The 21809-nt window shown below is 66.9% G+C and carries 17 protein-coding genes; 9 read left to right on the plus strand and 8 right to left on the minus strand.

The features are described 5' to 3' along the window. The 4 genes from AC1DQJ_RS03895 to AC1DQJ_RS03910 form a co-directional block, all read left to right on the plus strand. Nucleotides 1-812, plus strand: an 812-nt coding sequence (locus tag AC1DQJ_RS03895) for a copper resistance protein B (protein ID WP_477600463.1), incomplete at its 5' end; no start/stop codon positions are given. Between the two features lie 26 nt (nt 813-838). Then, complete coding sequence (locus AC1DQJ_RS03900) at nt 839-1159, plus strand: copper-binding protein (RefSeq protein ID WP_477600465.1); 321 nt, start codon at nt 839-841, stop codon at nt 1157-1159. A 63-nt stretch (nt 1160-1222) separates the two neighbouring features. Then, nucleotides 1223-1930: a hypothetical protein gene (locus tag AC1DQJ_RS03905; RefSeq protein WP_477600467.1), complete on the plus strand. Its 708-nt coding sequence runs from the start codon at nt 1223-1225 to the stop codon at nt 1928-1930. After that, nucleotides 1930-2658, plus strand: coding sequence for a PepSY domain-containing protein (locus AC1DQJ_RS03910; RefSeq protein WP_477600469.1), 729 nt, complete (start codon nt 1930-1932; stop codon nt 2656-2658). Before AC1DQJ_RS03905 ends, AC1DQJ_RS03910 begins: the two co-directional genes overlap by 1 nt. Here AC1DQJ_RS03910 and AC1DQJ_RS03915 read toward each other — a convergent pair. Genes AC1DQJ_RS03915 through AC1DQJ_RS03925 form a run of 3 tightly spaced genes read right to left on the minus strand, consistent with a single transcriptional unit; the run spans nt 2655 to nt 6206 of the window. Then, on the minus strand, nt 2655-3425 hold the full coding sequence (locus AC1DQJ_RS03915; RefSeq protein ID WP_477600471.1) for an SDR family NAD(P)-dependent oxidoreductase: 771 nt from the start codon (nt 3423-3425) through the stop codon (nt 2655-2657). The genes AC1DQJ_RS03910 and AC1DQJ_RS03915 overlap by 4 nt on opposite strands. After that, nucleotides 3415-4752: an FAD-binding oxidoreductase gene (locus tag AC1DQJ_RS03920; protein WP_477600473.1), complete on the minus strand. Its 1338-nt coding sequence runs from the start codon at nt 4750-4752 to the stop codon at nt 3415-3417. The genes AC1DQJ_RS03915 and AC1DQJ_RS03920 overlap by 11 nt, the downstream gene beginning before the upstream one ends. After that, nucleotides 4743-6206, minus strand: a complete 1464-nt coding sequence (locus AC1DQJ_RS03925; RefSeq protein WP_477600475.1) for a UbiA family prenyltransferase — start codon at nt 6204-6206, stop codon at nt 4743-4745. The genes AC1DQJ_RS03920 and AC1DQJ_RS03925 overlap by 10 nt, the downstream gene beginning before the upstream one ends. A 661-nt stretch (nt 6207-6867) precedes the next feature. Here AC1DQJ_RS03925 and AC1DQJ_RS03930 point away from each other — a divergent pair. Together AC1DQJ_RS03930 and AC1DQJ_RS03935 are read left to right on the plus strand one after the other, a co-directional pair. After that, the gene (locus AC1DQJ_RS03930) at nt 6868-7110 is read left to right on the plus strand and encodes an ANTAR domain-containing protein (RefSeq protein ID WP_477600477.1); all 243 of its coding nucleotides are present in this window, start codon (nt 6868-6870) and stop codon (nt 7108-7110) included. 14 nt (nt 7111-7124) lie between these two features. After that, entirely contained in the window at nt 7125-8045 is a 921-nt protein-coding gene (locus AC1DQJ_RS03935; protein WP_477600479.1) for an ABC transporter substrate-binding protein, read from the plus strand. Nucleotides 8046-8088: 43 nt separating this feature from the next. Here AC1DQJ_RS03935 and AC1DQJ_RS03940 read toward each other — a convergent pair whose 3' ends face one another. After that, entirely contained in the window at nt 8089-10239 is a 2151-nt protein-coding gene (locus AC1DQJ_RS03940) for a malate synthase G (RefSeq protein WP_477600481.1), read from the minus strand. 140 nt (nt 10240-10379) lie between these two features. Further along, complete coding sequence (locus AC1DQJ_RS03945) at nt 10380-11801, minus strand: helix-turn-helix domain-containing protein (protein ID WP_477600483.1); 1422 nt, start codon at nt 11799-11801, stop codon at nt 10380-10382. A gap of 161 nt (nt 11802-11962) precedes the next feature. Here AC1DQJ_RS03945 and AC1DQJ_RS03950 point away from each other — a divergent pair, with 161 nt between their 5' ends. After that, entirely contained in the window at nt 11963-13555 is a 1593-nt protein-coding gene (locus tag AC1DQJ_RS03950) for an isocitrate lyase (protein ID WP_477600485.1), read from the plus strand. Between the two features lie 78 nt (nt 13556-13633). Here AC1DQJ_RS03950 and AC1DQJ_RS03955 read toward each other — a convergent pair whose 3' ends face one another. From AC1DQJ_RS03955 to AC1DQJ_RS03965, 3 genes are all read right to left on the minus strand, one after another. Continuing rightward, nucleotides 13634-15346, minus strand: coding sequence for a M61 metallopeptidase family protein (locus AC1DQJ_RS03955; RefSeq protein WP_477600487.1), 1713 nt, complete (start codon nt 15344-15346; stop codon nt 13634-13636). Beyond that, complete coding sequence (locus AC1DQJ_RS03960) at nt 15346-16590, minus strand: aminotransferase class V-fold PLP-dependent enzyme (RefSeq protein ID WP_477600489.1); 1245 nt, start codon at nt 16588-16590, stop codon at nt 15346-15348. Before AC1DQJ_RS03960 ends, AC1DQJ_RS03955 begins: the two co-directional genes overlap by 1 nt. A gap of 175 nt (nt 16591-16765) precedes the next feature. Beyond that, nucleotides 16766-17248, minus strand: coding sequence for an Lrp/AsnC family transcriptional regulator (locus tag AC1DQJ_RS03965; RefSeq protein ID WP_477600491.1), 483 nt, complete (start codon nt 17246-17248; stop codon nt 16766-16768). A gap of 159 nt (nt 17249-17407) precedes the next feature. On the opposite strand from AC1DQJ_RS03965, the gene AC1DQJ_RS03970 reads away from it, so the two are divergent. Both AC1DQJ_RS03970 and AC1DQJ_RS03975 read left to right on the plus strand, forming a co-directional pair. Next, nucleotides 17408-18562 carry a pyridoxal phosphate-dependent aminotransferase gene (locus tag AC1DQJ_RS03970; protein ID WP_477600493.1) on the plus strand — a complete coding sequence of 385 codons (1155 nt, stop codon included), beginning with the start codon at nt 17408-17410 and terminating at the stop codon, nt 18560-18562. Between the two features lie 241 nt (nt 18563-18803). Next, entirely contained in the window at nt 18804-21779 is a 2976-nt protein-coding gene (locus tag AC1DQJ_RS03975; RefSeq protein ID WP_477600495.1) for a TonB-dependent receptor domain-containing protein, read from the plus strand. Nucleotides 21780-21809 lie beyond the last annotated feature (30 nt).

Consider the following 21809-nt stretch of genomic DNA (forward strand, 5'->3'; position numbering starts at 1 on the left):
CGGCGGACCCGCACGCCGGCCACGCCGCGCCTCCAGATCCGCACGCTGGGCGCCCCGCCGAGGCTGCGCCAATCGGGACTGAAACGGCGCCCCCGCCGCAGAGCGATCGCGCCGCCGAGCGCTTCTATGGCCGCGACGCGATGGAGGCGGCCCGCGCCCAGCTGGCGCTCGAACATGGCGGCGGTCGCGCCTGGAAGGTGATGCTCAGCACCGCCGAACTGCGCCCGCAGGACGGCGACGACGCCTATGCCTGGGAGGGCGAGTTCTGGTACGGCGGCGACATCAACCGCCTGGTCGTGAAGAGCCAGGGTGAGGGCGAGATTGGCGGCGACCTGCACGGCGCCGAAGCTCAGGTCCTCTACTCGCGCGCCATCGGCCCCTATTTCGACTTGCAGGCCGGTCTTCGCCACGACGTCGAGCCCGGCCCGTCGCGGAGCTACGCCGTCGTGGGCTTCGAGGGCGTCGCGCCCTATTGGTTCGAGGTCGAGGGAGCCGCCTTTCTGTCGGAGAAGGGTGATCTCTCGGCTCGGCTCGAGGGCGCCTATGATCTGCGGCTGACCCAGAAGCTCATCCTCGAATCGCGAGCCGAGCTTGAGCTCGCCGCTCAGGACGTCCGCGAACTGGGCGTCGGTTCGGGCCTGACCTTCGCCGAGCTCGGCCTGCGGCTGCGCTACGAGTTCCGCCGCGAATTCGGCCCCTATGTCGGGGTCTTCCACGAACGAAAGTTCGGCCGCACGGCCGATTTCGCCCGCGCCGCCGGCGCGGACGTCGAGGCCACCAGCCTGGTGGTCGGCGTCCGCGCCTGGTTCTAAAGTGTCCGCAACCCGGAGATATTGAGATGAAGACTGCTTTCCTGTCGCTGACCGCTGCGGCCCTGATGGCCGCGCCCGCGCTTGCCCACGCCCAGCACGGCGATCACGCGGCGAACGCCGCTGCGCCGGCGGCCGCCCCCGTCGAGGGCGTCGGCGTGGTCAGGAAGATCGACGCCAAGGCGATGTCGGTCACGCTGAACCACGAGCCGATCAAGGCGATGAACTGGCCGGCCATGACCATGCCGTTCAAGGTCGCCGACAAGGCGGTGCTGGATGAACTGAAGGTCGGCGCCAAGGTCCGCTTCACGCTCAGCGGCCAGACGATCACCGCCGTGCGTCCGTTCTGACCGCGCCTGCAAAGGGCGCGCGGTGCAGGACCTCGAGCCGGGTTGCGTAGAGAGACCTCAACGATGCGTCTGCCGGCCCTGGCCCGCAAAACCCACAAGTGGCTCGCCCTGATCGTCGGGGTCCAGGCGTTGTTCTGGACCCTGAGCGGCCTCTACATGACTGCGGTTCACATCGACATCATCCATGGCGACCATCTGGTCCGTACGCCCAGCCCACAGCCCATCTCGCTGTCGGGTCTGGTCGAACCGGCCTCCTTGCTGCCGGGTGGAACGCGCTCGGTGCGACTGGAGACCCAGCTGGGCCGGCCGGTCTACATCGTCGATGCGATCCCGGGCTGGATGCTGTTCGACGCGCGCAGTGGGCGCCTGCTGTCGCCGCTGAACGAGGCCGCCGCTCGAGAGCGGGCCATCTCGCACTTCGCCGGCGAGGGCGGTGTCACGAAGGTCGAGCTGCTGGACGAGGCTCCGAGCGAGATCAGGGGCCGCCAGGTTCCGATCTGGCGGGTGGAGTTCGTCGGCGCCTGGAAGCCGACCCTCTACATCTCGCCACAGACCGGAGAGCTGGTCGCCAAGCGGCACGATCTCTGGCGCATCTTCGACTTCGTCTGGATGTTCCACATCATGGACTACGAGGAGCGGGAGAATGTGAACAACCTGCTGCTTAGGGTCGCCACCTGGATGGCCGTGGCCACCTCGGCCACCGGCGCCTGGCTCCTGTTCTATAGCTTCCGCCGCGCCCGCAGAGCCGCGCCGGCCGAAGGGATCGCGTGATGTTCCTGATCCGCACCCTTCACAAATGGTTCGGCCTGATCCTCGGCCTGCAGATGCTGCTCTGGTCCGTCAGCGGCGCGATGATGGCGCTGCTCGATCATCACAAGGTGGCCGGAGAGGGCGCGATCCGCCCTGCGGTTCCAGCCTTGCTCCCTGCCCAGACGCTATCGTTGGCCACCGTCGCCGCGTCACTCGGCGAGCCCGTGCTCAAGCTGCGCCTCAAGCCGCTGGGGCGGGGCCATGTCTACGAGGCGACGACCGCCTCGGGCGTCAAGCTGATTGACGCCGCCACCGGCGCGCCGCTCACGGTCGACGCCAGACGGGCGGGCCATCTGGCTGTTGCTGCCTTCGCCGGTGAAGCCGGCGTCGCCTCGATCCGCCTGGTCGAAACTCCCGACTTCGAATCGCGGGAGATCGAGCTGCCGGCGTGGCGGGTGGAGTTCGCCGACGCCGACAGCACGACCATGTTCATGTCTGCCGCTACCGGGGAGTTGCTTGAGCTGCGGAACGATGCCTGGCGGCTGTGGGACGTCTTCTGGATGATCCACATCATGGACTACACCCAGCGTGAGAGCTTCAATCACCCGCTGATCATCACCGTCGCCACCGGCGTGCTGTGGCTGGTGCTCAGCGGCGTGATCCTGCTGTTCCGCAGCTTCCGGAGCGGTGATTTCTCCTACCTGCTGAATCCGATCGAGCGACTGCGGGAGCGCCGCTCCAAGGCCTAGAAGTTGACCTTGGCGATCACCGGCTGCGGCAGCAGCCGGATGATCAGCATCACGTAGCGCCAGAACCAGGGGCCATAGACGATCGCGCTCTTGCCGTTCAGGCCCTTGACGATGACCTTGGCGACGGTCTCCGGGGTGGCCCACAGCGGCCCGCCCTTGGGGATGTCCGCGGTCATCGGCGTATCGACAAATCCCAGCTTGTAGACGACCGCCTTCGGGCCGCCCTTCAGCGCGCTGCGGTGCGCCAGGCCTTGCATCAGCACCGCCAGACCGCCCTTGGCCGCGCCATAGACGAAGTTCGAGGCCCGCCCCCGATCACCGGCGACGCTGCCGATCGCCGCGACCACGCCGTTCGGACCATGCGTCCGTTCCAGGAAGCGGGCGAGGGCCAGGGCCCAGAGCGCTGCGCTGGTGAAGTTCACGTCGATCAGAGCTGCGGCGTGGGCGCCGTCCTGCTCCGCCTGTTCCTGGTCGCCCAGGAGTCCGTGTGCGATCAGGACCGTGTCGAAGCCCCCGACCTCATCGGCGATCTCCTGCAGCAGGGCGTCGGTCGGCTCGGCCTCCAGCAGGTCGAGGCCGCGCACGGCGACCTTCGGCGCACCTCGAACCTTCAGGTCCGCGGCGATCGCATCCAACCGCCCGGCGTCCCGCGCGATCAGCGCCAGGCTCGCCCCGCGGGTGGCCAGTTCGCGCGCAGTCGCCTCGGCGATCGCCGAAGCCGCGCCCAGGATCAGCACGCCTCGGCCGCGCCAGGAATTATCGCTCATGTGTCACTCGTCGCCAGAAGCTGGATGAGAATAGGGGATCGCGCTGCGCCTCGAGCTGGCGCCACTGCGGATATCCCGATTGGAAGGCGGTGGCGGACATGCGGCCGTCCTTGGCCGGATAGATCTTCCCCCCGGCCTGCATGACGATGCGATCCAGCCGGTCGAGGAGCTGCAGCGTGGCCGCCCCGCGGTTTGGGAAGTCCAGCGCCAGCGAGACGCCCGGTCCCTCGAACGAGATCAGGCCGCCGGACCTCAGCGGACCCAGCGACTTCAGCACCGACAGGAACGAGCCTTGGCCGGACGCCGCGATCTCGGTCAGCACCTGCGCCATCGCCCCCTCCTGGGTCTGTGGAGGCGCCATGAACTGGTACTGATAGAAGCCCTTGGGTCCGTAGAGCCGGTTCCAGCCGCCGATGGCGTCAAGCGGGTAGAAGGCATTGGAATAGTGGGTCCGCACGGTACCGCGACGAAGGCTCAGCAGCACGCCATAGCTGGCGTTCAGGATCTGGACCGTCAACGGGTTCATCAGGCTTAGCGGCGGGGTGAACGGCACAGAGAGCTTCACCCCGGGCGCGTGCGCGTGCAGCGGCCCCGAGCCCGCCCAGTTGCCGCGGAACATCACGCCCCGGCCCAACGACCGCCCGCCCGCAGTGCAGTCGACCCAGGATGACACGTGCTCGAACTGGCCCTCGCTCTCCTCGGTCAGGCGGAAGAACTCGGCGAGGTTGGCGAACGGGATCGTTTCCTCGATCACCTCGCTGGTGGCGATCGGCGCCAGGGCGAACTCGGCCCAGGCGATGAAGCCGGTCAGGCCTAGGCCCCCAAGCGTAGCGCGGAAAAGGTCTGGATCCCGCTCCGGCGAGACCTCGATGGTCCCACGGTCGGAGCGGACCAGCCCGATCCGACGGACGTGCCGTCCGAACGAGCCGGACCTATGGTGGTTCTTGCCATGCACGTCGTTGGCGATGGCGCCGCCGAGGGTGACGAAACGGGTCCCGGGCGTGGTCGGCAGGAACCAGCCGCGCGGAACGACCAGCCGCAGGATCTCGTCCAGGCTCACCCCGGCTTCGGCCCGCAGGACGCCGTGGTCGGGGTCGAAGGCGATAAAGCGGTCCAGGCCGCGACTTGAGATCGCCGCGCCGCCCAGGTTCAGCCCGCTGTCGCCATAGGAGCGGTGCAGCCCGACGCCTAGAAGGCTGCCGCCTGTCTGCGCCTGGCCGATGAGATCCGGCAGTTCGCTCTGGCTTCGCGGCCGAGCGATCCGGACAGCGCCGGTGTGGACCCGCCCCCAGGGCGTGAGGACCTGATCATGGTAGCTCAGGGCCATGCCGCCGCGGCCAGGATGAAGGCCAGGACCAACGGCGCGGCCAGCTTCCAGCTGAAGCGATCCTGGATGGCGAAGGCGATCGGGTCCTCGTCAAGTTCGCCGCGGCCCGCGATCAGCCACAGGCGAGCCACCCAGATCATCAGCAGGAACGGCGCGGCCCACAGCCACTCGGGGCGGACGTAGAGGTTAGAGGGGAAGGCCTCCTCCATCAGGTAGACCACCACGATCAGCACCGAAGCGACGCTCGATGCGGCGCCCAGGGCCAGCACTGCCGGCCCGTCCTCGGTCCGGTAGCCGCGGCCCGGAAGCTGCGCCGAACCGCTCGATGCGGCCAGATTGTGGATCTCCGCATAGCGCTTGGCGATCGACATCGAGAAGAAGAAGAACAGCGAGAACGTCAGCAGCCAGGCCGATTGCGGCACGCCGATCACCACCGCGCCAATGAAGATGCGGATGGCGTAGAGCCCCGCCAAGGTCGTCACGTCGAGGATCGCCCGGCGCTTGAGGCGGAAGGTGTAGGTGAGGGTGATTACGGCATAGAGCGCCAGCCCGGCCAGCAGCGGCGGTGACGCCGCCAGCGCCAGCCCCCCGGCCAAGGCCAGCAGCAGTGGGATCGCCACCAGCACTTGCTCGATCCGGAGGTCGCCGGACGCCAGCGGGCGCGCCTTCTTGACGGCGTGCCGACGGTCCGCGGCGAGGTCCGACAGGTCGTTGATCAGATAGGTCGCTGAGGCGGTCAGGCCGAGCGCCAGAAAGGCGATCAGGCTCAGGCCGACCGCCGGGAGGTCCGTGAAGCGGTGCGTCAGCAGCAGCGGCAGGAACACAAGGACGTTCTTGGTCCACTGATGGAGGCGCAGCGCACGTCGCCAGGTTTTCAACCCCGCGCGCGGGTGTTGGAACTCCGCTTCCATCGGCTTGCCCAGCGTGCGCGCCTCGCGGGCCACCTGGGGGCTGGCGCCGACCAGGACCACGCTCTCGGCCCGCGCCCAGACCTTCAGGTCGGCGGCCGAGTCCCCCGCATAGGCGAAGCCTTCCGGGAAGCGCTCGGCAAGCCGTTGGGCCTTGTGGGCCCCTTTCAGGTTCCGGTCGCCGTTGGTGCCCTCGGCGCTGTCGAACACGCTGCAATGGGCGGCGACCGCCTCGGCGGTGGAGTGGTGGGCGGCGGTCACCAGGTGGATCAGGCGGCCCGCGGCCTTTTGCTGGCGCAGGAACGTCAGCAGCGGCTCGTTATAAGGGAGGCTGCTCGGATCCAGCGGCTGCAGGGCGGCCAGCTTCGTCTTGAAGGCCGCGCGACCCGTCAGCAGGAACGGCAACAGCATCAGCGCGGCGAGCGGCCGGCGGAACATCAGGGCGGCGAACTGCTCGAACAGGGTGTCGGTTCGGACCAGCGTGTCGTCGAGGTCGACGACCAGGACCGGGCCGGAGAGGTTCGCTATCGTCGCGGCGGTCGCCATCGCTATTCGCGCTCGTCGGTGCGGAAGGTGAAGCGGCGGCTCCGGACGCAACGGAGCACCGCGGGTGAGAGTCCATGACCGATCGCCTCGGCCCGAACCCGACGCATCAAACGTGGCAGCAGATACTCGCCGAGCAGCATTGCGATCACCCAGACGACGACGAACGAGACGGCGTTGACCGCCAGGAAGCGGACAAACTGTCCTGCGGCTATTCAATGGGTCGGAAATACAAAGCGACGGTTAAGCTTGAGGGCGACGGCCATTCTGCTGGGGCGCGACCGCTCTCGCGGAATCATAGGCGCGAAGGACGTTAAGGGAGTGTGGCGCGAGGCAGGGGCCGCCAGGATAGCGGGCGCCGCATCGATCGATACATCCGAGCCGGGTGTACGGCATCGAGTTTGTTAACGAGATTGCCCAGCTAGGCGGCGCCGGATGTGCAATCCGGCGGCGTTGAGCCCTAGGCTTCAACTGAGGCGCGACTGATCATTCCGCTCGCCATGGGTCAGCCTGCCTACTCGTCGGCATGCGCGTGCTTGTCGTCGATCAAGATTCAGCCCGGGCGGCTCTCGTCGAGGAGGGCCTAGCGGTCAGCGGTGTGTCGGAGATACGCCGCGCGTCCGGGTGTGGGGAGGCGGAGCTCCGATCTTTCGGACCTGACGTCGTGGTGATCGCGGCCGACTGCCCCGACCGCGACGCTCTGGAGGGGCGGACTTCGGTGTCGGTGTTCGCCGCCGATCCGGAACTGGCGCGCGACGCGATCTGGGCCGGCGTCGCGGTCTACGTCACGGACGGTCACGCGATCAGCGGACTGCAGGTCCTGTTGCGTTCGGCGACGTTGCGTTTCGAGCTCATGAGCCGGCTGCGGCTCGAATTGGAGCGGGCCGAGCCCGCCGCCGCGGCATGAGAGCCTCGATCCGGTTGGGTTTCATACCCTCCAGCGATTGCGCGCCGCTGGTCGTCGCGCAGGAGAAAGGGTTCTTTCGCGAGCATGGTCTGCGGGTGGAGCTCAGCAGGGAAGTTTCCTGGGCCACGGTTCGGGAACGGGTGGCGGTCGGGGCTCTCGACGGCGCACACATGCTGGCGCCGCTGGCGCTGGCGGCGACTTTTGGGCTCGGTGGCGTAACTGCGCCGATCATCGCTCCGATGGCGTTGAACCTCGACGGCGCCGCGGTCGCCTTGGCGCAACGTTTCGATCCCGGCCGACCGGCCAGTGGCCGCGAGAGGCCAACGACCTTCGCCGTGGTCTATCCCTACTCGTCCCACAACTATCTTTTGCGCGATTGGCTGGCGGCCTTCGGCCTGGCGGCGGAGGCGCAGATCCTAGTCGCGTCGCCGCCGCGGATGGTCGAGATGCTAGGGCAGGGCGTCATCGACGGCTTCTGCGCTGGAGAACCCTGGGCGAGCACCGCCGTGGCTGCTGGATACGGCCGGATCGCAGTTCGCGCCTCGGAGCACTGGGGGCGAACACCCGACAAGGTCCTGGGGCTTCGTAAAGCCTGGACGCAAGACCATACGGCTACGACCCTTGCCCTGGTCGCCGCGCTGCTGGAAGCGGCCGCCTGGTGCGATCAGCCAGGCAATCGCTTGGAACTCGCGACTATTCTTGCCCGGCCGGGGTATGTTGGGACCGACCCGGCCGTCATCGCGCAAGGGTTGGACGACATCATCTTCCATAGGGACGAGGCGAACGCCCCCAAGCCGGCGCACGGGGCGTGGCTGCTTGGACAGATGGCGCGCTGGGGACAGGCGCCGTCGGATATGGAAGAGAGCGGGTTGGCCGCTTGCGTGTATCGGCCCGACATCTATCTGGCCGCGCGGCGGCTCCACGAGGGAGCGTAGCCTAAGGCGGCAGGCGCTGCCTGCCGCCTCCAAGGCGCCTATCTTAGGCCTTCGCCAACTGCGCCTTACGCTGCTGTCGGCGGCGGGTCAGCACGTGTTCGGTATAGCCGTTCGGTTGCGCGCGGCCTTCGAACACCAGTTCCAGTGCGGCCTGGTAGGCGATGCTGGCCTCCGTGTCGGCGCTCATCGCCACATAGGCCGCGTCGTCGGCGTTCTGGCCGTCAACGACCTTGGCCATGCGCGCGAAGGTCTCGCGCACCTGGGCCTCTTCGCAGACGCCGTGGTGCAGCCAGTTGGCGATGTGCTGGCTGGAAATGCGCAGGGTCGCACGGTCTTCCATCAGCCCGACGTCGTGGATGTCCGGCACCTTCGAGCAGCCCACGCCCTGGTCGATCCAGCGGACCACGTAGCCCAGAATGCCCTGGGCGTTGTTGTCCAGCTCCTGCTGCACGTCCGCGGCGTTCCAGTTGGACTTGGCCAGCGGCGGGGTCAGCAGTTCGTCGGTTCCCGTGACGGCCTTGGTCCCCATCGACGCCTGCAGCGCGGCCACGTCGACCTCGTGATAGTGCAGGGCGTGCAGCACCGCAGCGGTCGGCGAGGGCACCCAGGCGGTGTTGGCGCCGGCCTTCGGGTGGCCGATCTTGGCCGCCAGCATGGCCTGCATCTGGTCGGGAGCGGCCCACATGCCCTTGCCGATCTGGGCGCGGCCGGGGAACCCGGCGGCGAGGCTGATCTCGACGTTGCGCTTCTCATAGGCGGCGAGCCAGGGCTCCGCCTTGATGGCGTCCTTGCGAACGATGGGGCCGGCTTCCATGGCGGTGTGGATTTCATCGCCGGTCCGATCAAGGAAGCCGGTGTTGATGAACACGATGCGCTCGCGCGCCACGTGGATGCACGCCGCCAGGTTGGCGCTGGTGCGGCGTTCCTCGTCCATGATGCCGAGCTTGACCGTGTTGCGCGCCAGGCCCAGGGCGTCTTCGACCATATCGAACAGCCGGACGGCGAGGGCGACCTCGTCGGGACCGTGCATCTTGGGCTTCACGACATAGACCGAGCCGGCCGGGCTGTTGCGACGCCCGCCGTTCAAGTCGTGCATCGCCGCCGCAACGGTGATCAGCGCGTCGACCGCGGTCTCGTAAACCGGCTTTCCGTTCAGGCGGACCATATCGGTCACCATGTGGTGGCCGACATTGCGCACCAGCATCAGGCTGCGGCCACGCAGGACGACCTCGCCGCCGCCCGGAGCGGCATAGGTGCGGTCCTCGTCAAGGCGGCGGGTCTCGGTCTTACCGCCCTTGGAGAAGCTGGCCGAGAGGTCGGCCCGCATCAGGCCCAGCCAGTTGCGGTAGACGTTGGCCTTGTCTTCAGCATCGACGGCGGCGACCGAGTCCTCGCAGTCCTGGATGGCGGTCAGCGCCGCTTCGACCAGCACGTCGGCGACCCCGGCCGGATCGTCCTTGCCGATGTTGTGGCTGCGGTCGATCTGGATCTCCAGATGCAGCCCATTATGCGCCAGCAGCAGACCGACGGGGGCCTCAACAGGGCCGCGCCAGCCAGTGAACTGGCCTGCGTCCGCCAGGCCGGTTTCTTGCCCGCCGGCGAGCCGCACGACCAGCTTGCCGCTGGCGACGACATAGCTCGTGGCGTCCTTGTGCGAGCCGCTTGCCAACGGCGCAGTGCGGTCGAGGAAATCGCGAGCGAAGGCGATCACCAGGGCGCCGCGGGCCGGGTCGTAGCCCTTCTGACCGGTGGGCGGAGCGATCGCATCGGTCCCATAGAGCGCGTCGTACAGGCTGCCCCAACGGGCGTTCGCCGCGTTCAATGCGTACCGGCCATTAGAAACCGGAACCACGAGCTGCGGCCCGGCGACCTTGGCGATCTCGGGATCGACGTTCTCGGTGGCGATCTGGAACGGCGCGGGTTCGGGCAGCAGATAACCGATCTCGCGCAGGAAGGCGGTTTGTTCGGCGACGTCGACCGGCTTGCCGCGACGCTCGCGCCAATACGCATCAATCTGTTCTTGCAGCTGGTCGCGGCGCGCCAGGAGTTCATCGTTGCGCGCGCCAAATTCGCTGAGGATCTGTTCGAGCGCTTTCCAGAAGGCGGCAGGTTCTACGCCCGTCTGCGGCAGCAGTTCGCCCTCCACGAAGCTGTGCAGGATGTCATCGACGTAGAGGGAGCTGCTGATGTCCATTCGCGTACCGCGTCCTTGAAATAGGATTGTTTGGCAGGCCGAAGCGACGGCGAGCCAACGAAATGCCGGGCGCTTTACTGCACGGAAGCGCGCAGCTTTGAAGCCCCAAAAATTTCGGCGGCGCCTCGCGGCGCGGCAGGTCAGCTGTCCGAAAACCCGAACGGAGCGCCGGTCCGCCGGATGTCGTCGGCGAGGATTTGGCGGCCGATCGGCGGGGCCGAGCGGGCCGTGCATTCGGTGCGGTGGCACAGCCGGCAGGTGACGCCGATCGGGGTTGCGGTCTCGACTCCGAGGCCGGGCCGATCCTGGGTGTAGATCAGCTTTCCGGCGTGTTCCGCAGCGCAGCCAAGGGCGATGGCGCGCTCGACCCGCGGCGTCCCGTAGGCCCCGCCGCCGGCGGTCACGGTGCGGGCGATCGAGAAGAATTTCTGGCCATCCGGCAGCTCCAGCCACTGGGTGACGATCTCCCGCGGGGTGCGGAACGCCTGGTGCACGGACCACAGCGGGCAACCGCCGCCGTGGCGGGCGAACGGGAAGCCGGCTCCGTCCAATCGCTTGGAAACGTTTCCAGCCGGATCGACGCGGATGAAGAAGAACGGCACCCGTTCGTGCCCGGGCTTCTGCAGGGTCGTCAGCCGGTGGGCGGTCTGCTCGAAGCTGGCGCCGAACTGGCGGCCCAGCGCCTCGACGTCATAGCGCCGCGCCTCCACCGCCTTGGCGAAGGCGGTGTAGGGCATCAGCAGCGCCGCGGCGGCGTAGCTGGCCAAGGCTCGACGGGTCAGGCGCTCGCCGCTCTCGCTGGCGAAGCTGCCTTCGCTGGCCACCGCGTCAACCTCTTCGCGCATCTCCAGATAGGCCAGTTGCAGGGCCACCTGAAACACCTGGCTGGCGGTGTCGAGCGAGTCGTCGAGCAGCAACTCCTTGCGGTGCCAGTCGAGCCGCCGGACGGAGCCGACCATGAAATTGGACGGCAGCCGCCGGACCCGAAGATTGTGTCGCGCCTTCAGGTAGCCGGCGATGTTGTCGTGCGCCGAGACGGCCTGGGCCAGGCGTTCCGCCGCATCGTCCAGGCTCGGGAAGCTGTTGCGCCGCGCGGCCAGGAAGCGCCGGGACTCCGCGACGGGGTCGGCGGCATCGGGACCCTGATCGGTCGCTGATGGCCGCCCCTCCGCGCCGCGGTCCGCCAGGGCGAGCTGCTCCTCCTGGTAGGCGGTGTAGAGCCGCAGCAATGCCTCGGTGATGCCGGGGAAGTTGGTCGTGACGTCGGCTGTTTCAAGCGAGGGGAGGTCGATGTCGCCGAACATCGGGTCCTTGAGCACCGCCTGCAGCCGCGCCGCGTCGTCGGAGCCGCCGTCCCCCGCCAGGGCGGTCATGTCCATCTTGTAGGTCTGCGACAGCCGCAGCAGCATCTCGGCGCTCAGCGGCCGGTGATTGCGCTCCAGCAGTGCGATGTAGGACGGCGAGACCTCGAGATCGGCGGCCATGTCGGCCTGGGTGAGGCCATGATCGCGGCGCAGCCTGCGCAGGCTCGGCCCGACGTAGAGGCGGCGTTCCGCGGCCATTTCTTGACTCCGGTGTTTGTCGAGACATTACACCATTACAGAAGTCGGCCGTAAAGTTTTACATCTGCACCTCGCGCCGACTCCACACCGGCTGAACCCCGCTGTAGGTGACCGGCCAAGCACCGGGCCCAGTTCCCCCGGCGGATCGCGGAAGAGGCATCATGTCCTATCAAGACCACATCATTCAGATGAGCCAGCTCATTGAGAGCAAGAAGGGCCCCTGGAGCGGCGTCAACGCCGAATCCGTGGCTCGCATGCGTATCCAGAACCGCTTCAAGACCGGCCTGGAAATCGCCCGCTACACCGCCGACATCATGCGTAAGGACATGGCCGCCTACGATGCGGACGCGTCCAAGTACACCCAGTCGCTGGGCTGCTGGCACGGCTTCATCGGCCAGCAAAAGCTGATCTCGATCAAGAAGCACTTCGGCAACACCGACCGCCGCTACCTGTACCTGTCGGGCTGGATGGTCGCCGCCCTGCGTTCGGAATTCGGCCCGCTGCCGGACCAGTCGATGCACGAGAAGACCTCGGTGCCGGCCCTGATCGAAGAGCTCTACACCTTCCTGCGCCAAGCTGACGCCCGCGAGCTGGGCGGCCTGTTCCGCGACATCGACGCCGCTCGTGAAGCCGGCGACAAGGCCAAGGAAAAGGCCCTGCTGGACGCGGTCGACAACTATCAGACCCACGTCGTTCCGGTCATCGCCGACATCGACGCCGGTTTCGGCAACGCCGAAGCGACCTACCTGCTGGCCAAGAAGATGATCGAAGCGGGCGCCTGCGCCCTGCAGATCGAAAACCAGGTGTCCGACGAAAAGCAGTGCGGCCACCAGGACGGCAAGGTCACCGTTCCGCATGACGACTTCCTCGCCAAGGTCCGCGCCTGCCGCTACGCCTTCCTCGAGCTGGGCGTCGAGAACGGCATCATCGTCACCCGCACCGACAGCCTCGGCGCCGGCCTGACCAAGCAGATCGCCGTCAGCCACACCCCGGGCGACCTGGGCGATCAGTACAACAGCTTCCTGGACTGCGAAGAGATCGCTCCGTCGGACCTGAAGAACGGCGACGTGATCATCAACCGCGAAGGCAAGCTGCTGCGTCCGAAGCGTCTGCCCTCGAACCTGTTCCAGTTCCGCGAAGGCACCGGCGAAGACCGCTGCGTCCTAGACTCGATCACCTCGCTGCAAAACGGCGCCGACCTGCTGTGGATCGAAACCGAAAAGCCGCACGTCGAGCAGATCGCCGGCATGATGGATCGCGTCCGCGAAGTGATCCCGAACGCCAAGCTGGTCTACAACAACAGCCCGTCGTTCAACTGGACCCTGAACTTCCGTCAGCAGGTCTATGACGCCTGGAAGACCGCCGGTAAGGACGTCTCGTCCTACGACCGCGCTGGCCTGATGAGCGTGGATTACGACGCCACCGAACTGGCGGCCGAAGCCGACGAACGCATCCGCACCTTCCAGGCGGACGGCGCCAAGCGGGCCGGCATCTTCCACCACCTGATCACCCTGCCGACCTACCACACCGCGGCCCTGTCGACCGACAACCTGGCCAAGGAATACTTCGGGTCGCAAGGCATGCTGGGCTACGTGAAGGGCGTCCAGCGTCAGGAAATCCGCCAAGGCATCGCCTGCGTGAAGCACCAGAACATGTCCGGCTCGGACATCGGTGACGATCACAAGGAATACTTCGCCGGCGAAGCGGCCCTGAAGGCCGGCGGCACGCACAACACGATGAACCAGTTCGCTTAATCGCGGCCTGACCATCGCCTGAAACGGAATGGCCCGGAGCATCTGCTCCGGGCCATTTTGTTGTGCGATATCAATATATTAAATGCCGCATTGGCTGTCGGGGACGGAGGTGCGGGTCCAGCGGTAGCCCTCGCCGGAAGCGCCTCGGGGCAGGTAGGTGACCTGCCTGACCTCCACCATGTTTCGGATATTCAGGGTGATGGTCGCATCAGGCTTGGACTGGACCGCATCCAGCACCACGGCCTCGGTGATCTCGTCCCCGTTCTGCAGCCCGGCCTTGGCCGCGTTGGAGCCAGGGACCAGACTTTTGACGATCCGCGGGCTGGCGGTCAGCGAGCTGCTGTCGAAGCCGAGCTCGAAGCGCGGGAACAGCGCGGCCTCCCGCTTGAAGCAGGGACCATAGGCGTCGGACGGCGGAACCAGCAGCTTGCCGGCCATCATCGCCTCGAACTCGGTCTTCGCCTGCGGCCCAAGCTCGGCGGTGACCAATTCGAGCCATGCGTCGGTGTCGTAGGGCTTGCCGGCCTCGCGCCGGGCGATCATCGCCTTGGCCAGATCGTCCAGTCGGCGCCTGCCGCCGGACTTCGCTCGGACCTGCGCGTCGACGGTGGCCAGATAGAAGGCGCCACGGTCGTAGGGCAGGGTGCGGACGCGGGTGTCGCTCCAGAACTTGGCGGCGATCTCGCTGGCCGGGGCGGTGTTGACTGGGTTGCCATAGTAGCTCTGGGCCCGTGCGTTGACCTGATCGAGGAAGTCCTGCGTGGAGATCAGATCCGAGCGCCACGGGATCGTCGCCGAATAGAACTCGGCCATGCCTTCGCCGTACCAGGACACGATCCCGTTCGGGCCGTCGAGGCTGCCCGGCCAATTGTGGACGATCTCATGCGCCAGGTGATGGCGCATCTTCTCGACGGTCGGAGCAGGGCTCTCGCCGAAGCCGGACATGAACGAGTTGATCAGGCCGGCCCCGCCGGTGCCGGGGTAGGGGTTCTTGCGGAAGAACACCCGGTACGGCTTGTTCGGTTCGCCGAAGAAGGTGGCGATCGCCGTGCGCGCCTTCTCGGTCCAACTGGCGACCGCGTCGACGTCGAACGGCGGCGTGCCCAGCCAGTAGATCCCGAACGGACCGCCGGCCTGGGCCGGATAGCTCTTCATCGGCCCGGCCATGTAGAAGGTGTTGGCCAGCAGCTCGACCGGCCCGACCATTTTCAGCTCGCCTTCGCCCAGGCTCTGCGCGCCGCGGGAGCCAGCCGGCATGCCCGAAAGGTCCCAGGCCAAGTGCAGGCTGTAGGGATTGCTGTTGTCGGGAACCGCCATGAACGTGACGCCAGCGCCGTTGAAGCCGCCGGCCTCCGGGCGCAGATCGAAGGGCGGACCTGAGCCGAGCTTGGGCCGGAACACCTCCGCTTTGGCCGTATAGCGGACAGTCACGTCGCCCTCGGTCGGGCGCGCGACCTGCCAGTGGCGGAAGTAAAGGAAGTTGGCCTCGTCGGTCGGATCGTCCTTCTGCACGAGTGGCACCACGCCCTTGGCGTCGGTCACCTGAATGTCCGTTGCCTCGTAGCGCTGGGTCCTCACGGATGCGAAGACCATCGGCAGTCGCAGGAAGCTCTCGCCTGGCTTGGCGTTGGGCGCCTGCAGCTTGAGGGTGACTGTCACCTTGTCCACCTCGCCCGCGCTGACGTGCGGCGCCAGGGTGACGTCGAGGGGTGGAGGCGCGCCTTGCGCGGCCGCGCCGGTAGCCAGCGCCAGGGAAGCCGCGGAGGCGGCTAGCAGGGTGGTGGGTTTCATCAGACGGGAGGAGCCTTGGGCAGCGCCGCCAGCAGGCGGTCGACGTCGTTCATGTCGTTGAAGACCGCCAGCGAGACCCGGAAGCGGTTCTGCGAGACGGTCATGCGGATGTTCGCGGCCTTCATCGGGTCGCCAAGCTTGGCGCGGGCGTCCTTGAGGGCGAAGGCGACGAGCGGGGTCTTGGAGTCCAGCGGGGTCATCGGCTGATAGCCGCGGCTGCGGAGCTCGGTCTGGACTGCCTTGATCAGCGGCCGGCGCGCGGTCTCGATGGCCGGCACCCCGAGATCGTGGATGAAGCCCAACGAGTAGTCGAGCTGGACCACCCCGGTCCACGAGGTCGTGCCCATGGCGAACTTGCCGGCGGCGTCGGGCGACATGCCGTAAGTGGCCGCGCCTTGGCCCGGTTCGTCATACGGAAAGACGTGGCTCTTGAATGCGTTGACTTGGTGATAGCCCCACCAGGGGCGCTTCACCTTGTCCTGGATCTCCTTGCGCACGTAGAGGAAGCCCAGGCCGAAATCGCCCATCAGCCACTTGTAGGAAGAGGCGGCGGCGAAATCGACACCGGCGGCGCGCAGGTCGATCGGGACGACGCCGGCGGCGTGAACCATGTCAACATAGACGAAGGCGCCGTGGGCGTGGGCGAGGTCGCAGACCTTCTTCAGGTCGTGCTGGAAGCCGTTGGTGGTCGAGACGGCGCTGATCGAGACCAGCCGCGTGCGGTCGTTCACCGCCGCGGCCATCTCGCCCATGTCGATGCGGCCTTCCTTGGTCATCGGCAGGGTGACGACGTCCATCCCCGCCTTGGCCAGTTCGCCATAGGTGTAGAAGGAACCGAAGAAATGGAGGGCGTCGGTGACGATGCGCCCGCCGGCCCGCGGCAGGTCGAGGGCCTGGACGACCAGGTTCTCGCCCATGGTGGTCGACTGGATGAGCGACAGCTCGTCGGGCGCCGCGCCGACCAGCGCGCCGAACTTGGCGATCATCGCCTCTTCCTTGTCACCGACGCTGTAGCCGGTGACGGTCCCATCCTGGGTCTTGTAGCGCAGGTACTCCTCGAGCGCGTTCCGCGCGCCCAGCGGCATCGGGTGGGTCGAGCCCGAGTCCAGATAGGTAAAGGGCATTTTGGCGAAGGCCGCCTTGGCGGGCAGGGCGGCCGGCGCAGCCTGCGCCATCGCGCTGGAACCCTGGGCCAGAGCGCCGCCCGCGGTGGCGGCTGCGACGAGGGCTCGACGCGTCAACATGATGGCTGGTCCCGTTCCCGATGCGAGGGCGCGGCCTTCGCACGCTCCCCATGCTGAGAGGCTAGACCGCCGCCGCCGAATTATCTTGCCGTTCTACATTGTGACGGTCGCGGGGCTCGGTTGGATTATCCGAGCTGTTCGCTGTGCCTGCATTCCTTATGCGCAACACAGCGCCTTAGCGGAACTTCCGAGCGCGCATCGGGATAGCGGTCGTGCTCTTGGATTCAGTCAGGGTCACGATCGAGCGGACGTCCACAACGCCGGGCAGCTTCAGGATCGTCGAGAAGATGAAGTCCTGGTACCAGATCACGTCGGGCGCGAGGATCTTCAGCATGGCGTCCATTTCCCCGAACACCGTGTAGCACTCAAGTATCTCGGGGATGTCGTTGATCGCCTTGTGGAACTTGGCGCGGTCCTCCTCGCTCAAGGTGGTCATCTTCACCTGGGCGAATATCTGCATCGTGAAACCCAGTTTTTCGCGATCCACGATCACGACCTGGGCCTTGATGTAGCCGTCCTCGCGCAGGCGCTGAATACGCCGCCAACACGGCGATTGTGACAGGCCCACGCGCTCGGCGAGTTCAGCGGTCGAGAGCGATGCGTCGCGCTGCATCAGCTCGAGGATCTTCATATCGATCGCGTCCAGCTCGGCGGGCATAGCTTATGTCTCCCCTTTCAACGCTGCGCATAGCGGATGCAGAGATCGCGCCTGTCAAGGCGGACTAAGGCAAGATAATCCCGACCAGGGGAATAGGCTCACTTCACGATCAACAGGTGTCCGTCGCGCGGACAGCGCCTTGGGGGCGACGAAGTGAATATGTCGAGTAAGTCGCTCGAAAGCGGTGGCGTGCACGTCCCGTCCGCAGACGACTATTCCAACTGGGTGCGGGCGGCGATGCGTAACATCGCGGCCGCCAAGGACGCCGCGGTCCTGTTCGACTCCACCATCAAGGAGCCGACCGAACTGCTCGCGGCCGTCGTGCGCGGGTCCTTCGAAGGGCAGGTCACCGACCGCTATGAAAGCGTGTTCGCCAACGGCAATCGCTTCGTGTCGGCGGCCGTCGCCAAGCGCTACGGCGTGACAGTGGAGAATGTGCTCTGCACAACGGGCGCGACCAGCGCCATGGCCATGGCGATCCGCGCCTTCGTGGCGCCGGGCGACCACGTAGTCGTGGAGACTCCGTGCTTCGACCTGCTTCCGAGCCTGGCTTCCGGCGCGGGCGCGACGCTGAGCTTCGTGGCCCGACGCCCCCCGACCTTTGAAATCGACATCACCGAGCTCGAGGCCGCAATCCGGCCGAATACGCGGCTGGTCCTGCTGACTCATCTGCACAATCCGTCCGGCGCGGCCCTCAGCCAGGCGACCTTGCTCAGCCTGGGCGCGCTTGCCGCGAAGACCGGCGTGCGGATCATCATAGACGAGGTCTATGGGGATTTCGCCGGTCCGGGTCCCGCGGCAGCGACGGTTTCCCCGGCAATCATCAGTGTCGGCAGCCTGACCAAGGTCCAGGGCCTGTTCGCCCTCAAGTGCGGCTGGGCGATCGCCAGCCAAGACACGATTGAGCGCATCCTGGCCGCCAACGAGCACGGGGATCCCGGCGTTTCCAAGCTGTCCCACGCGGTCGCCGCTGGGGTGCTGGAGAACATGGAGCCGTTCGACGCACACTGGCGCGCGGTGCTGGATCGCACCCGACCCGTCCTTGAGCGGCATGCCGGGGCGATGGTGGCCGAGGGCCTGCTGGCCGGCGACGTGCCGGCGCTGGGCTGCATGTATTTTCCGCGTGTCGTTGGGATCGACGATACGCAGGGGCTGGCCGATTGGCTGTGGCGTGAACACGAGGTGCTGGTGGCGCCTGGCGAGTTCTTCGGCCTGCCAGGCCACGTGCGCATCGGCTTCGGCGGCGATGCGGAGCAGCTCGACCGCAACCTCGGACGCTTCGCGGAGGCGCTGCGGCGATTTCAGACTTCCTGATGGGCTTGTGCGCGGGGCCCCAAGGGGGCGCATGGGTCATGCATAGGCTCGCCTAGGCTCGCATAAACAATCCGAGACGCTTCCGCGTCGGTTGGAAGAACGAAAAGAAAAACCACGGTGTGACGCCTAGCCTTTGCAGGAAGCGCCACAGCGCAATTGGGACTTTGCGGACCGCCGCCGCACGGGGAAGGGCGGAGCTCTGCGAGGCTGGTGACAGCCTACGGAACACAAGGGGGAAGTAATGAAGGTTCAGTCGGTTCGCGGGCGCATGCTCGCCAGCACCATGATGGGCGGCCTCGCCGCCGCCGCGGCCCTGACGGCCGCGCCGGCCTGGGCGCAAGACGATGTGGCGATCGAGGAGATCGTGGTCACCGGCTCGCGCATCCGGCGCGCCGAGACCGACACGGCGGCTCCCGTCGCTGTCATCAGTGCGCAGACACTTACCGACCGCGGTGTCGTCCAGGTCGGCGACATGCTGAATCAGATCAGCTCCAATGTCCCGTCGTTCGCGATCGCTGATGGCACCGGCAATGAGGCCGGCAGCGGCCAGACCTTCCCGAACCTGTTTGGCCTGGGCGCGGGCCGCACCCTGACCCTCGTGAACGGCCGCCGGATGGTGACCACCTCCCAGTCTCGCGCGATCAGCGGCATCGACGGCGTCGGCGATCGCGTCGTCGACACCAACATCATTCCCACCGGCCTAGTCGAACGCATCGACGTGGTTCAGGCCGGCGGCGCCGCCGTCTACGGCTCCGACGCGATCGCCGGCGTGGTCAACTATGTCCTGAAGGAGAGCTTCGAGGGGCTGGAGTTCGACGCCCAGTACGGCATTTCTTCGAGGGACGACTATCCGACCCAGGCGCTGCGGGTGACCGCGGGCCAGAACTTCCTCGATGGCCGTGGCAACATCGCTGCGAACGCGGAATGGTCCAAGACCGACTCCCTGCTCGATTACGATCGGTCGCGCAGCAACCTCGGCCGGGTGACCGTGTCCAACCCCGCCAACACCTCGCCGACTGACGGGATCCCGGCGCTGGTTGAAAATCTGAACTCGCGGTTCGTGACCTTCAACGCCAATGGCGTGGTGTCTCGCGCCGGTCCGCCCTTCGCCAGCCAGATCGGCGCCGTGGCCGGCCGACCGATCCAGAGCAACGCGACGGGTGACGCCTTCATCCCGTACGACGTCGGTACGCTGGTCAATCCGACCATTCCGCCGTTCACCAGCGGCGGCGATGGCTTGCCCTATCAGGAGCTGGCGGCCCTGCAGGTCGGCATTGAGCGCTGGGTCGGCAACGTCATCGGGCACTTCGACCTGACCGACCACATCAAACTGTCGGGCGAGCTCATGTACGCCAAGGTCGAGGGGCGTGACCCCTACGGCCAGCAGGCCAGCAACACCGTCCTCAACAATGCGGCCTCGGGCGCGGGCGCCATCGCGCTGTCACGGACCAACCCGTACCTGACGCCGGCTATGCAGGCCGCGCTGGGCGGCGGCGGTCCGCCGCTGTTCCTGTCGAAGTTCTGGACGGACCTGCTGCCGACGCGTGAGAACGTCAGCACGACGGACACGGTTCGCGCCGTGGTCTCGCTTGATGGCGATTTCGACTTCGCCGACCGCAACTTCTACTGGAGCTTGTCGGCCAGCCGCGCCGAAACCGATGGCGAGAGCTCCGGCTGGGGCGTGATCACCGGGAACTTCAACAAGGCCATCAATGCCGTCCGCAACAGCGCCGGCAACATCGTCTGCGCCGTCAATGCCGATGCGATCACGACCAACGATGACGCGGCCTGCGCGCCGATCAATCCGTTCGGCGTCGGCAATGTCAGCCAGCAGGCTCGCCTCTACGTCACCGCCCCGATTGGCCAGGACTATCTGAACACGCAGGACGACTACCTGGCCACGCTGGGCGGCGACCTGTTCGAACTGCCGGCCGGCGCCGTGAAATTCAGCGCCGCCCTCGAACACCGCCGCGAAGAGGCCAAGTACACGCCCTTCACCGCCAACCAGACCGGCATCGTCGGTTCTCTGGTGCCGACCCTGGCCACGAAGGCCTCGTATGAGACCGACGAGCTTTCGGGCGAGCTGCTCGTGCCGATCATCGGCGGCGACTTCACTCTGCCGTTCGTGCAGGCGCTGGAGTTCGACGGCGCCTATCGCCGCGTGAAGCACTCGGTGGCGGGTTCGGAGAACATCTGGGGCGCGGGTCTGCGCTGGCAAGTGGTCGATGGCCTGACGATCCGCGGATCGCGCAGCCGCAACTTCCGGGCGCCGAACCTCGATCAGCTGTTCTCGCCGTCGCGCACCGCGCTCTCCAACGCCGGCAACGATCCGTGCGACGCCGACCGGATCAACTCGGGCCCCAACCCGGCTGTCCGCCTGGCCAACTGCCAGGCCCTGTTCGCCGCCAATCCGAGCTTCGGCCCGCTGGCGACGTTCCAGAACCCGTCCGAGAACTTCTCGAACACCCTGGTCACCTCGGGCGGTAATCCGGATCTCCGCAACGAGATCTCCGACACGACAACCATCGGCTTCATCTTCCAGCCGACCTTTGCGCCGGGCCTTACCTTCGTGGTCGACCGGATTGAAGTCGACCTGACGGACGGTCTGTCGGCGTTCACGCCGCAGGATTTCATGGCCGCCTGCTACGATTCTACCAGCCCGGCGGCGGACATCTGCGGCACCTTCACCCGGGATTCGACCGGGGCGATCGCCACGGCGCTGTCGACGACGTTCAACGCCGGCACGGTGGCGTTCCGCGGCGAGACCTACAACGTCAACTACCGCTTCCCGATCGGTCGCTTCTTCAATGACGCGGACTACGGCGAGCTGGAGCTGGCGGTCGATGCGACCCACACCACCCGCTACGAGCAGTCGGTCACGGGCTCCGATGTGAACCGCTACGACGGCACGACCCGCCAGCCCGACTGGGTGGTCGATTTCGACACCACCTACAGCCGTGGCCCGGTGCGCCTGTACTACTCGCTGCACTACCTGCCGGAAGCCAAGATCAACAGCTTCGACACCATCGAGAGCACGCCGACGCCGGAGATCAAGCCGAACTACGTGCACAACATTTCGGCGCAGTACGACTTCGGCAAGTACACGGTGCGCGGCGGGGTCATCAACCTGACCGACGAACAGCCGTCGTTCCCGACCCGCAACTACGGCGACATCCTCGGCCGCCGGTACTATGTCGGCCTGAACGCGCGGTTCTAAGGGGCGTAATCCGCCGCGCGGGGCGTCTCT

The sequence above is a fragment of the Phenylobacterium sp. P4_E10 genome, assembly GCF_056401675.1.

Coding starts and splice junctions, on each gene's coding strand:
- AC1DQJ_RS03900 (WP_477600465.1), top strand. CDS start 839: ATGAAGACTGCTTTCCTGTCGCTGACCGCTGCGGCCCTGATGGCCGCG.
- AC1DQJ_RS03905 (WP_477600467.1), top strand. CDS start 1,223: ATGCGTCTGCCGGCCCTGGCCCGCAAAACCCACAAGTGGCTCGCCCTG.
- AC1DQJ_RS03910 (WP_477600469.1), top strand. CDS start 1,930: ATGTTCCTGATCCGCACCCTTCACAAATGGTTCGGCCTGATCCTCGGC.
- AC1DQJ_RS03915 (WP_477600471.1), bottom strand. CDS start 3,425: ATGAGCGATAATTCCTGGCGCGGCCGAGGCGTGCTGATCCTGGGCGCG.
- AC1DQJ_RS03920 (WP_477600473.1), bottom strand. CDS start 4,752: ATGGCCCTGAGCTACCATGATCAGGTCCTCACGCCCTGGGGGCGGGTC.
- AC1DQJ_RS03925 (WP_477600475.1), bottom strand. CDS start 6,206: ATGGCGACCGCCGCGACGATAGCGAACCTCTCCGGCCCGGTCCTGGTC.
- AC1DQJ_RS03940 (WP_477600481.1), bottom strand. CDS start 10,239: ATGGACATCAGCAGCTCCCTCTACGTCGATGACATCCTGCACAGCTTC.
- AC1DQJ_RS03945 (WP_477600483.1), bottom strand. CDS start 11,801: ATGGCCGCGGAACGCCGCCTCTACGTCGGGCCGAGCCTGCGCAGGCTG.
- AC1DQJ_RS03950 (WP_477600485.1), top strand. CDS start 11,963: ATGTCCTATCAAGACCACATCATTCAGATGAGCCAGCTCATTGAGAGC.
- AC1DQJ_RS03955 (WP_477600487.1), bottom strand. CDS start 15,346: ATGAAACCCACCACCCTGCTAGCCGCCTCCGCGGCTTCCCTGGCGCTG.
- AC1DQJ_RS03960 (WP_477600489.1), bottom strand. CDS start 16,590: ATGTTGACGCGTCGAGCCCTCGTCGCAGCCGCCACCGCGGGCGGCGCT.
- AC1DQJ_RS03965 (WP_477600491.1), bottom strand. CDS start 17,248: ATGCCCGCCGAGCTGGACGCGATCGATATGAAGATCCTCGAGCTGATG.
- AC1DQJ_RS03970 (WP_477600493.1), top strand. CDS start 17,408: ATGTCGAGTAAGTCGCTCGAAAGCGGTGGCGTGCACGTCCCGTCCGCA.
- AC1DQJ_RS03975 (WP_477600495.1), top strand. CDS start 18,804: ATGAAGGTTCAGTCGGTTCGCGGGCGCATGCTCGCCAGCACCATGATG.